This window comes from Salinicola aestuarinus, from assembly GCF_003206645.1.
Classification (GTDB): domain Bacteria; phylum Pseudomonadota; class Gammaproteobacteria; order Pseudomonadales; family Halomonadaceae; genus Salinicola; species Salinicola aestuarinus.
In genome coordinates this window covers 372,401-384,576 of the sequence record NZ_PZJP01000017.1, presented here as the reverse complement: position 1 = coordinate 384,576, position 12,176 = coordinate 372,401, and the positions used below count along the sequence as shown (strand labels likewise).

Genomic DNA, 12,176 nt, shown 5'->3' with positions numbered 1-12,176 from the left:
TTCGATGCCGCCTTCGGCGGGGCGCGACGCGACGAGGAGGCCTCCCGCGCCAAGGAACGCGTCTATTCGTTCCGCGACAAGCACCACCGCTGGGACCCCAAGAACCAGCGCCCCGAGCTGTGGAATCTTTACAACGGCCGGGTGAATCAGGGCGAATCGATCCGGGTCTTCCCGCTCTCCAACTGGACCGAGCTCGATATCTGGCAATACATCTACCTCGAGTCGATTCCCATCGTCCCGCTCTACTTCGCCGCGCCGCGTCCGGTGGTGGAGCGCGACGGCATGCAGGTGATGGTCGACGACGAGCGCCTGCCGCTCGAACCGGGAGAAGTGCCGGAAGAGAAGTGGGTGCGCTTTCGCACGCTCGGCTGCTATCCGCTCACCGGCGCGGTGGAATCGCGTGCGGCCACGCTGCCCGAGATCATCCAGGAGATGCTGTTGACCCGTACCAGCGAGCGCTCGGGTCGGGCCATCGACCGCGATCAGGCCGGGTCGATGGAGAAGAAGAAACGCGAGGGGTATTTCTAAATGTCACACCAGTCAACGCTCATTGCCGACGACATCGAGCAGTATCTCCACGAGCACGAGAACAAGGACCTGCTGCGCTTCATCACCTGCGGCAGCGTCGATGACGGCAAGTCGACCCTGATCGGACGACTGCTGCACGACTCCAAGATGATCTACGAAGACCAGCTTGCCGCCATCACGCGGGATTCCAAGACCAGTGGGACGACGGGCGACAAGGTCGACCTGGCGCTGCTGGTCGACGGTCTGCAGTCGGAGCGGGAGCAGGGCATCACCATCGATGTCGCCTATCGCTTCTTTTCGACCGACAAGCGCAAGTTCATCATCGCCGACACGCCGGGCCACGAGCAGTACACCCGCAACATGGCAACCGGTGCGTCGACGGCGAGCCTGGCGGTGATTCTGATCGATGCGCGCTACGGGGTTCAGGTGCAGACCCGTCGGCACAGTTTCATTGCCGATCTGCTGGGCATTCAGCATCTGGTCATCGCGGTCAACAAGATGGACCTGGTCGACTACTCGCAGGCACGCTTCGACGAGATCGTTGCCGAGTACCGCGCCTTCGCCGAGAAGCTCGACGCCCAGGATATCCGGTTCGTGCCGCTGTCGGCGCTCGAGGGCGACAACGTCGTCAACGAGAGTGACAAGATGCCGTGGTATCGCCACGGCGATGCGCCGGGCCCGGCGCTGCTGAGCGTGCTCGAGAGCGTCGACGTCAAGCACGACGCCAACCTCTCCGATCTGCGGCTGCCGGTCCAGTACGTCAACCGGCCCAACCTCGACTTCCGCGGCTACTGCGGCACGCTGGAGGCGGGCATTCTGCGCCCCGGGCAGGCGGTCAAGGTGCTGCCGTCCGGCAAGCCCTCGCGGATCGAGCGCATCGTGACCTTCGATGGCGATCTGGAAGAGGCCTATCCCGGCCAGGCCATCACGGTCACGCTCGCCGATGAGATCGATGTCTCGCGCGGCGACTGGCTGGTAGCGGCCAACGCCGAGGTCGAGCTTGCCAGCGCCCTGCACGCCGATCTGGTGTGGATGGACGAGACCGCCCTGGAGCCGGGGCGGCTGTACGATTTCAAGATTGGCACCCAGTACGTTCCCGGCCGTGTCACCGAGATCGACTATCAGATCGACGTCAATACGCTCGCTCATCAGGCGTCGGATCGGCTGCCGCTCAACGGTATCGGCCGCTGCCGGGTCGAGCTGACCGTGAGCGTGCCTCTGGACGACTATCGAACGAGTCCCGGTACCGGTAGTTTCGTGGTGATCGACCGGTTGACCAACATCACCGTGGGCGCCGGGCTGATCCGTGGCGCTGCGGGCGCTGAGTCGAGCGCCACGACGGTCGACTGGGCGGCATTCGAGGTCGATCTCAACGCGCTGGTGCGCAAGCACTTCCCGCACTGGGAGGCGAAGGACGTGCGCGAGCTGTTCAAGCGCTGAGCCGCTCGTGGCATTCGACGGCGCGCCTGATTCGGGCGCGCCGTCGGCGTTTCTGCATGGCGGTGTCCGATGCCCTGCGTCCGGGGTTTTGATCCCCTGACGGCGGCCGGCTTATGATAAAGCGCTATCCGCCCGGCCGTGACTACAAAGGACTTGACCCATGCAACACGTCAATTGGCAGCTGGACGGGATCGTCTCGCAGCTACGAGCGACCCGCGAGCAGTGGCGCGCCCAGAACGGCCGAGAGAAAGAGAAGGGGTGCCGTGAGCTGCCGTCACGCCACCGTCTGCGCGACACCCTCGATGCGCTCAGCGGGGCAATTTTTCCCATGCGCCTGGGTCCATCGGATCTGCGCAAGGAGAGCGAAGACTTCTATGTCGGCCATATTCTCGACCGTGCGCTCAATGCGCTGCAGGAAGAGGTGGTCCTCGAACTTCGCTACATGGCTCGGCTCAACGGCGACCGCGAGAGCGACCCGACGCTTCGCGCCAATGACATCATTCAGGGCTTCGCCGATGCGCTACCCGCGCTGCGTCAGCGTCTCGACGGGGACGTGATGGCGGCGTTCTACGGCGATCCCGCCGCGCATAGCGTCGATGAAGTGCTGCTCTGTTACCCCGGCGTCCATGCGGTGATCCATCACCGCATCGCGCACTACTTCTACCGTGCCGGTGCGGGGCTGGTGGCTCGCATCATTGCCGAAATGGCGCACTCGGACACCGGGATCGACATCCATCCCGGCGCCCAGATCGGCGAAGGTTTCTTCATTGATCACGGGACCGGTGTGGTGATCGGCGAGACGGCGATCATCGGCGATCGCGTGCGGCTCTATCAGATGGTCACGCTGGGGGCCAAGCGCTTTCCGGCGGACGAGAAGGGCCATCTCGAGAAAGGCCTGCCGCGCCATCCGATCGTCGAGGACGACGTTGTGATCTACGCCGGCGCCACGATCCTGGGCCGTATCACCGTCGGCAAGGGCTCGATCATCGGCGGTAACGTCTGGCTGACTCAGGGCGTTGCTCCCGGCAGCAATATCACCCAGGCCAATCTGCAGTCCGCCCCCTGCCCGTGACGTGGCTGCCGTCACGCGGCGGCTTTTGCACGAACGCAAGCGCCCGGCGAATGCCGGGCTTTTTTGTTGGCCAGCGCAGACCGGGAAGGATCAGCGCAGCGGCTTGCGGGCAATCAGCGTCGCCCGGCGCGGCGCGGGGTAGCCCTCGACGGTCCGCGTGCGGTCCTGCGGGTCGAGAAAGTCGGCCAGGGAATGAAACTGCATCCAGTCGGTGGCGCGCTGCTCGTCGAGAGTCGTTGGGGTTTCGTCGACGCAGCGCACCGCCTCGAATCCGCAGCGCGTGAGCCAGTGCGAGAGCGCCGCCGACGAGGGAAGAAAGTAGACGTTCGGCATGCTGGCATAGCGCTCCCCCGGCATGAAGACGGTGCGCTCGTCACCCTCGACCACCAGTGTCTCCAGCACCAGTTCCCCTCCCGGCTCGAGAGCGTCCTTGAGCTGTTGCAGATGTTCGAGCGGCGAGGGCCGGTGGTAGAGCACCCCCATCGAGAAGACCGTGTCGAATGCTTCCAGCCGCGCCGGCACGTCCTCGATGCCCACGGGCAGAAAGTGGGTGCGATGGTCGTCCGCATCGCCGACGAAATGACGCACCGCCTGAAACTGATAGTAGAAACGCGGCGAAGGATCGATCACCAGAACGAAGGCTGCCCCGGCACCGGCCATTCGCCAGGCGTGGTAGCCGTTGCCACCGCCGACGTCGAGAATTCGCCGCCCCGCCAGCGGGGCCAGATGAGGGGCGACGCGTTGCCACTTCCAGTCGGAGCGCCACTCGGTGTCGATCTCGATATCGCCGAGGCGGTAGGGCCCCTTGCGCCATGGCATGAGGATGCGCAGCAGACTCTCGCAGCGGCGCCGGTCGGCGTCGCTGAGCGTGACATCGATGGTGACGCTGTCGGTGTCGAGGTTCACCGCGCGCGGGGCGTCGAGCATCGGCAGCTTGGCAACCGCCTTCTCCCAGGCGGGCAGGTCGCCGTGGCGTCGACGGTCGAGGCCCGCCGCGAGCTGGTCCGGCAGCGCCGCAAGCCAGCGTGTCAGGCCCTGCTCGAGAAAGGCGAGGTAGAGCTGGCGTTCGGCCTTCTGCAGTCTCGTTTGCGGATCACTCATGGTCGGCCGCCTGGGAAGTATCGCCACGATTCGGTGTGTGTCTCGGTTTGAAGGCGATCAGGGAGGCGAAGTTCAGATACTGGAACCAGGGGGTGACGCGCTCGAAGCCGGCGCCCTCCAGGCGTGCCCGATGCCCTTCGAGCGAATCCGGCACCAGCACGTTCTCGAGCGCGGTGCGCTTCTGGCTGATCTCCATGTCGGTGTAGCCGTTGGCCCGCTTGAAATCGTGGTAGCGCTCCACCAGCCAGGCGTTCTCCTGCTCGTCGGGGGCGACGATCTTTTCCGAGAGCACCAGGATGCCGCCGGGTTCGAGCGCCGCGAAAAGGGCGGCGATGACGGCGTCGCGATCCGCCGGGGGGAGAAACTGCAGCGTGAAGTTGAGCACGATCATGCCGCTGGGACGGTAGTCGAGTCTGCGGATGTCCGCCTCGACGAAGCGCAGATCGTGCTCGGGCGCCTCCTTCGCGGCGGTTTCTCGGGCGCGCTCGACCATGGACGGTGAAAGATCCACGCCGGTCAGCGTGAACGCCGCGGGAGCCAGGCGTCCGGCCATGGCCAGGCCGACCGCGCCGAGCGAGCAGCCCAGGTCATAGACGTGAGCGCCGTGGCGCAGGTGGCGCTCGGCGAACAGTCCCAACATGCCGAGAATCTGGCCGTAGCCGGGTATCGAGCGGCGCACCATGTCGGGAAAACAGGCGACGACCTGCTCGTCGAAGGAGAAACTCGCCACGCGATCGAGGGGTGTCGAAAAGATGGCGTCACGGTAAGATGCGTCAGTCATTGCCGGAAGACTTTTGTGGATACATGGGTGACGGCTTTGCGGTCGATGGGTCACTGCCGGAGCGCTGCCTGCTCGCACGGCGAACGTCGACAGCGAGCGGGCGGTACCCGGGAACGGGCGTAGTTTACGTGTTGCGCCCCGGCGCTGCACGACGCGCCGCGCCACCCGTGACAGCCAACGGTTTGTGTTCACGACGCTCGTCGTTGCGGCTGACGGGAAGTTCGATCAACGCTCATTCTGATAGCAGCTAGACCGATACAAGGAGAGTCATCGATGTCGATTCGCGAAACGAAGGCGTGGAAAGCGCTCGAAGCACAGCTCCAGGGTGGCATGCGCGACGTCCACCTGAAGACGCTGTTTCGTGAGAGCGGACGCTTCGAGGCCTTTTCGCTCGACGCCGCGGGCATCCAGCTCGACCTCTCCAAGCAGCGCTGGACGCCGGCGGTCCGTGAAGATCTGCTCGCGCTGGCCCGCGAGGCGGGTGTGCCCGACGCCATCGAGCGGCTGCTGACCGGCGAACGGGTCAATGTCACCGAGGATCGCCCGGCGCTGCACACCGCGCTGCGTCTGCCGCGGGAAGCGAAGCTCGACGTCGAGGGCGTCGACCTGGTCGCCGAAGTTCACGCCACGCTCGACAAGATGGAGACGCTGGTCGACAAGCTGCTGAAAGGCCAGTGGCGTGGCGCGACCGGCAAGCCGATCACCGACGTCGTCAATCTGGGCGTCGGCGGCTCCGACCTCGGTCCGCTGATGGTGACTTCCGCACTGCCGGAGTTCGAGCAGGATGGCGCTCACAACATCGAGACCCACTTCGCCTCGACCATGGACGGCTCGCAGCTGGCGGACTTCCTCGGCTGGCTCAACCCGGAGACGACGCTGTTCATCCTGTCGTCGAAGTCCTTCGGGACCATCGATACGCTCTCCAACGCCTCGACGGCGCTCGACTGGATCGCCTCGCGTCTCGGCGGCGACGAAACGCTGATCAAACGCTTCCACTTCGTCGGCGTCTCGACCAAGCCGGAGAAGATGACCGAGTGGGGCATCGCGCCGGGCAACCAGCTGCTGTTCTGGGACTGGGTCGGCGGGCGCTACTCGCTGTGGAGCGCGATCGGACTGCCCATCGCCATTCGCATCGGCATGGATAATTTCCGCAAGCTGCTCGCCGGCGCCCATGAAATGGATGAGCACTTCCGGACGGCCCCGCTGGAGCAGAACCTGCCGGTTCAGCTTGGCCTCATCGGCATCTGGAACGTCAATTTTCTGGATATCCGCTCCCACGCCGTGCTGCCCTATGATGGTCGCCTGAAACATCTGCCGGGCTACTTCCAGCAGCTGGAGATGGAGTCCAATGGCAAGTCAGTGACCAATGATGAGCAGGTCGTCGACTACTCCACCTGCCCGGTGATCTGGGGCGAGATCGGCCCCAACGGACAGCACGCCTTCTATCAGCTGCTGCACCAGGGCACCCAGCCGGTGGCATGTGATTTTCTCGCCCCGGTGAACCGCTACAACGATGTCGAGGACGAGCGCTTCCGCGACGACCTGATGGCGCAGCACCGTCTGGCGCTGGCCAACTGTTTCGCCCAGTCTCGCGTGCTGATGCTCGGTGACGATGCGGTGAGCGCCGACGGTACGCCGCCGAGCTACAAGCGCTACCGCGGTAACCAACCCTCCAGCACGCTGCTCTTCGATAGCCTCAACCCGTCGACGCTGGGCGCGCTGATCGCGCTCTACGAACACAAGGTGTTCGTCCAGGGGGTGATCTGGAACATCGACTCCTTCGATCAGTGGGGCGTGGAACTCGGCAAGCAGATCGCCACCGAGACCGAGGAGATCATCGCCACGCAGAAAGGGCTCGAGACTCTCGACGACTCCAGTCGTGGTCTGATCGAAGCCATCTGGCGCGGCCAGCCGCCGCAGTGAGTGGTGACGCGCGCGTAACCGAGGGGCCGCTGGGCGCAGTGGCGGGCCCCTCGACGCCGGTCTCCTCGGTGCTCTACCTGCACGGTTTCAACAGCGCCGCGGCCTCGCCCAAGGCGCGGCTGATCGAGCAGACCTGCCGGCACCTGGAAGCCGAAAGCGGCGAACCGCTGGCGTGTCTCGCCCCGGATCTCTCTCACCAGCCGGCAACGGCGCTTGCGCGTGCCGAGGCCTGCCTGGATACGCTCGCCGAGCGTAATGGCGGGTTGCACAACACCCTGCTGATCGGCAGCTCCATGGGCGGCTTTCTCGCCACCTGCCTGGCCGAGCGTCACGGACTTCGCGCCGCGCTGATCAACCCGGCCGTCGCGCCGGCAAGATTGGTCGCCGACTATCTCGGCGCGACGCTGACCAATCCCTACACCGAAGAGACGTTCACCATCGGTGATGCCCACCGGGATGAACTCGAGGCGATGATGTGGTCGTCGATCGTCGATCCTGAGCGCTATCTGGTGCTGCTTGGCAGCGCCGACGAAACCCTCGACTGCCGTGACGCGCTAGGCGCCTACGCCGGCGCGCGCACGCTGATCGAGCCCGGTGGGGATCACGGTTTCAGTCGTCTCGCCGCCTACCTGCCGGCGATCTTTGCCCACGGCGGCTGGACGCTACCGTCAGACGTCGTGCCGCGTGTACTCGTGGACTGAGTGATCGATTCCGGCGAAGCGCTACTGGATGTTTGACCAGTCATGTATCATGGCCCGATGTCGTCCCCGGCTAGGTTTGCCGGTGTGCAGCCCTCGGCGCGCCAGTGTCGGGCGCTGCGATCTTCGACCCTGACAACACGGCGAGACCCTGCATGACGCAATACAGTGCCAGTTCCATCGAGGTGCTTTCCGGCCTCGATCCGGTCCGCAAGCGGCCGGGCATGTATACCGATACCACCCGCCCCAATCATCTGGCGCAGGAGGTGATCGACAACAGTGTCGATGAGGCGCTGGCCGATCACGCCCACGAGATTCGTGTCGTTCTGCTCGAGGACGGCGGCATCGAGGTCTCCGACGACGGGCGGGGCATGCCAATCGATATCCACCCCGAGCACGGCGTCTCCGGTGTCGAGCTGATCCTGACGCGGCTGCACGCCGGCGGTAAGTTCTCGCAGTCGAGCTATCGTTTCTCCGGCGGGCTTCACGGCGTCGGCGTATCGGTGGTCAATGCGCTCTCGACTCGGCTCGAAGTGGAGGTCTGCCGCGACGGCAGCCGCCACCGTATCGCCTTCGAGAAGGGCGAGAAGGTCGAGGAGCTGGCGGTGATCGGCAGCTGCGCCAAGCGTGCCACCGGCACGGTGGTGCGTTTCTGGCCGGAGGTCGAGTACTTCGACAGTGCCAAGTTGTCGCTGCCACGGCTGAAGCATCTGCTGCGGGCCAAGGCGGTCCTCTGTCCCGGGCTCAAGGTCGTCCTCAAGGAGAGTGACGGCGCCGAGAGCGTCTGGCAGTACGCCGATGGCCTGCGGGACTACCTGGCGCAGGCCACCGATGGCTACGAGGTGCTGCCGGCGTCGCCGTTCATCGGCCACTTCGCCGACGACGAGCAAGCGGTGGACTGGGCAATCCAGTGGCTGCCGGAAGGCGGCGAAGCGGTGCTCGAGTCCTACGTCAACCTGATCCCCACGCCGCTCGGCGGCACTCACGTCAACGGCTTTCGCAGCGGACTGCTCGATGCCGTGCGCGAGTTCTGCGAGTACCGCAGCCTGCTGCCTCGGGGGGTGAAGCTGACCCCGGAAGACCTGTGGGAACGGGTGTCGTTCGTCCTCTCGGTCAAGATGCTCGACCCGCAGTTCGCCGGACAGACCAAGGAGCGGCTCTCGTCGCGTACCGTCGCCGGCTTCGTCTCCGGCGTCGTCAAGGATGCCTTTTCACTGTGGCTCAATCACCATACGGATCAGGCCGAGGCGCTGGCCGAGCTGGTGGTCAGCGCCGCCCAGCGGCGACAGAAGAGCGCCAAGAAGGTGGCTCGCAAGAAGGTGACCTCCGGTCCGGCACTGCCCGGCAAACTTGCCGACTGTTCGGGTCAGGATCCCGTCGCCAGCGAGCTCTTCCTGGTCGAGGGGGACTCCGCCGGCGGCAGTGCCAAGCAGGCGCGTAACCGGGAGACCCAGGCGATTCTGCCGCTGCGCGGCAAGATTCTGAACACCTGGGAAGTCGAGTCCGGTGACATCTACAGCTCCCAGGAAGTGCATGACATTGCCGTGGCGATCGGTCTCGATCCCGGCAGCGACGACCTCGGCAAGCTGCGCTACCACAAGGTCTGCATCCTCGCCGATGCCGACTCCGATGGCCTGCACATCGCGACGCTGCTCTGCGCGCTCTTCGTGCGTCATTTCCCGGCACTGGTCGATGCCGGCCACGTCTTCGTCGCCATGCCGCCGCTCTACCGCATCGATCTCGGCAAAGAGGTGCACTACGCCCTCGACGAGAGCGAAAAGGCCGCGATTCTGAAACGGCTCGAGAAGAAGCGCGGCACCGTCAACGTCCAGCGCTTCAAGGGGCTCGGCGAGATGAGTCCGTTGCAGCTTCGCGAGACGACGATGGCGGTGGATACCCGGCGCCTGGTGCAGCTGACTCGCGAGCTCGACGACGGCACGCTGGAGATGATGGACATGCTGCTGGCACGCAAGCGGGCCTCGGACCGCAAGAGTTGGTTGGAGGATTACGGCAACCTCGCCGAAATTGAGGTCTGACAGGCCTGCGCGAGGCGGATACGGCGTGGAATGCTGCGCGCCGAAGGTGCTTTGACACCGGGGTCACTTCGCTTTACCGCTCATCGTCCGTCTCGTCTGAGCCATACGCGTCGCTGTCAGTCACTTCACGGTGCTTGAAGGGGCGACTCGGCAACGCGCTATCTCTCGACGCTCAAAGCTCAAAGCTCAAAGCCCAAAGCTCGAAGCTCGCGTTACCCAGCGTTGATGAGGGCGAAGCTCTCGACGATTCCACAATCGTGAACAAGGTCAAAATCGTATGACCATGGATATTCAGGTAGCGGAAGGCGACGTCGAACGCCTTTCGCTCAAGGAGTACACCGAGAAGGCGTATCTCGACTATTCGATGTACGTGATTCTCGACCGTGCGTTGCCGAACATCGGTGACGGCATGAAGCCCGTGCAGCGGCGTATCGTCTACGCCATGCGCGAGCTGTCGCTGAACGCCAATGCCAAGTACAAGAAGTCGGCGCGTACCGTCGGCGACGTGCTGGGTAAATTCCATCCCCACGGCGACAGCGCCTGCTACGAAGCGATGGTGCTGATGGCGCAGCCGTTCAGCTATCGCTACCCGCTGGTCGATGGCCAGGGCAACTGGGGTAGCCCGGACGATCCCAAGTCGTTCGCGGCGATGCGCTATACCGAAGCGCGGCTCTCCAAGTTCAGCGAAACGCTGCTCGCCGAGCTAGGCCAGGGCACGGTCGACTGGACGCCGAATTTCGACGGCACCATGAACGAGCCGGCGGTGCTGCCCTCGCGGCTGCCTCACGTTCTGCTCAACGGCGGCACCGGCATTGCCGTGGGCATGGCGACCGACATCCCGCCGCATAACGTCAGCGAGGTGGTGGAGGCGACCTGTCATCTACTGCGCAACCCCGGTGCGAGCGTCGCCGATCTGATGGCATATGTCCCGGGCCCGGATTTCCCCACCGAGGCGGAGATCATTTCTCCCGCCTCGGATCTGCGCAAGCTCTACGAGAGCGGGCGTGGCTCGGTGAAGCTGCGCGGACGTTACGCGCGCGAAGAGAGCAATATCGTCATCACCGCGCTGCCTTATCAGGTCAGCGGAGCCAAGGTGCTCGAGCAGATCGCCGCGCAGATGCAGGCGAAGAAGTTGCCGATGGTCGCCGATCTGCGCGACGAATCGACCCACGAGACGCCGACCCGGCTGGTCATCGAGCCGCGCTCGAACCGTATCGATGCCGAAGCACTGATGGCACACCTGTTTGCCACCACCGATCTCGAGAAGAACGTCCGCGTCAATCTCAACGTCATCGCGCTGGACGGTCGTCCGCGGGTGATGCCGCTCAACGACATGCTCGGCGAGTGGCTCACCTTTCGGCGTGAGACCGTACGCCGACGGAGTCAGCACCGTCTGGACAAGGTCGAGGACCGACTGCACATTCTCGAAGGGCTGCTGGCGGCATACCTCAATATCGACGAGGTGATCCGTATCATTCGCGAGGAGGACGAGCCCAAGCCAGCGTTGATCGCGGCCTTCGGGCTCAGCGAGCGGCAGGCGGAAGCGATCCTCGAGCTGCGTCTTCGCCACCTCGCCAAACTCGAGGAGATGAAGATTCGCGGCGAACAGGACGAGCTCGAGGCCGAGCGCAAGCGGCTGCAGAAGCTGCTCGGTTCCGAGTCCGCGATGACCAAGCTGATCGAGAAGGAGCTGCGCGACGCCGGCAAGGCCTTCGGCGACGAGCGCCGCTCGCCGATGGTCGAGCGTCAGGAGGCGAAAGCGCTCTCCGAAGTCGAGCTGCTCGGGGCTGATCCGGTCACCGTGGTGCTCTCGGACAAGGGCTGGATTCGTGCGGCACGCGGGCACGACATCGATCCGGCGGGACTTTCCTACAAGGCCGGTGATGCCTTCCATCTCGCCGCCCGGGGCAAGACCAACCAGCCGCTGCTGCTGCTGGACGACAGCGGCCGCAGCTACACCCTGGCGGCGCACAATCTGCCATCGGCGCGGGGGCAGGGCGAGCCGATCACCGGACGCGTCAACCCGGCGGCGGGGGCGCGCATGGTCGGACTGATGCTGGCACCGCCGAGTGCGCGCTATCTGCTGGCCAGCGACGGCGGCTACGGTTTCGTGACCCGCCTCGAGGACCTCACCGGCAAGAACAAGGCCGGCAAGGCGGCGCTCACCGTGCCCAAGGGGTGCAGCGTGCTGCCGCCGCAGCCCATCCCCGACGGCGACGACGTGCGCGTGGCCGTCGTCTCCAACGAGGGGCGACTGCTGGTCTTTCCGCTGACGCAGCTGCCGGCGATGGCCAAGGGCAAGGGCAATCGCATGATCGATATCCCCGGCACGCGGGCGGCCAATCGCGAGGAGTTCGTCAAGGACCTGGTGGTGCTGCCCGAGGGGGCAACACTCATCGTGCACGCCGGCAAGCGCAAGCAAACGCTGAAGGCAGCGGATCTCGCCTATTATGTCGGCGACCGGGGCCGACGTGGCAGCAAGCTGGCGCGTGGCTTCCAGAAGGTCGATCGGCTCGAGGTCGGCAGTTGAATACATTGCAGTGCGATTCTTGGCGCGGCACGGTCCCGCGCGCCGCAAACGAGAGTCACGATACGAT

General features: G+C 65.0%; 9 protein-coding genes. 7 read left to right on the top strand and 2 right to left on the bottom strand.

The features are described 5' to 3' along the window. From cysD to epsC, 3 genes are all read left to right on the top strand, one after another. A partial coding sequence (cysD, locus tag DOM41_RS17075; protein ID WP_157956970.1) for a sulfate adenylyltransferase subunit CysD occupies positions 1-528 on the top strand: 528 nt, incomplete at its 5' end. Continuing rightward, positions 529-1,968, top strand: a complete 1,440-nt coding sequence (gene cysN, locus DOM41_RS17070) for a sulfate adenylyltransferase subunit CysN (RefSeq protein ID WP_110688035.1) — start codon at positions 529-531, stop codon at positions 1,966-1,968. A gap of 160 nt (positions 1,969-2,128) precedes the next feature. Next, positions 2,129-3,040, top strand: a complete 912-nt coding sequence (epsC, locus tag DOM41_RS17065) for a serine O-acetyltransferase EpsC (RefSeq protein WP_110688034.1) — start codon at positions 2,129-2,131, stop codon at positions 3,038-3,040. Between the two features lie 90 nt (positions 3,041-3,130). Here epsC and cmoB read toward each other — a convergent pair whose 3' ends face one another. Next, a complete protein-coding gene (gene cmoB / locus DOM41_RS17060) occupies positions 3,131-4,141 on the bottom strand; it encodes a tRNA 5-methoxyuridine(34)/uridine 5-oxyacetic acid(34) synthase CmoB (RefSeq protein ID WP_110688033.1) in 1,011 nt (336 codons plus the stop codon). Beyond that, a complete protein-coding gene (gene cmoA / locus DOM41_RS17055) occupies positions 4,134-4,922 on the bottom strand; it encodes a carboxy-S-adenosyl-L-methionine synthase CmoA (protein ID WP_110688032.1) in 789 nt (262 codons plus the stop codon). The genes cmoB and cmoA overlap by 8 nt, the downstream gene beginning before the upstream one ends. A 273-nt stretch (positions 4,923-5,195) precedes the next feature. On the opposite strand from cmoA, the gene pgi reads away from it, so the two are divergent. From pgi to parC, 4 genes are all read left to right on the top strand, one after another. Then, on the top strand, positions 5,196-6,845 hold the full coding sequence (gene pgi, locus DOM41_RS17050; protein WP_110688031.1) for a glucose-6-phosphate isomerase: 1,650 nt from the start codon (positions 5,196-5,198) through the stop codon (positions 6,843-6,845). Further along, on the top strand, positions 6,842-7,546 hold the full coding sequence (locus tag DOM41_RS17045; RefSeq protein ID WP_245391895.1) for a YqiA/YcfP family alpha/beta fold hydrolase: 705 nt from the start codon (positions 6,842-6,844) through the stop codon (positions 7,544-7,546). Before pgi ends, DOM41_RS17045 begins: the two co-directional genes overlap by 4 nt. 152 nt (positions 7,547-7,698) lie before the next feature. Continuing rightward, positions 7,699-9,579, top strand: a complete 1,881-nt coding sequence (parE, locus tag DOM41_RS17040; RefSeq protein ID WP_110688030.1) for a DNA topoisomerase IV subunit B — start codon at positions 7,699-7,701, stop codon at positions 9,577-9,579. A 277-nt stretch (positions 9,580-9,856) separates the two neighbouring features. Continuing rightward, a complete protein-coding gene (gene parC / locus DOM41_RS17035; RefSeq protein ID WP_110688029.1) occupies positions 9,857-12,109 on the top strand; it encodes a DNA topoisomerase IV subunit A in 2,253 nt (750 codons plus the stop codon). The last annotated feature ends 67 nt before the right edge of the window (positions 12,110-12,176 follow it).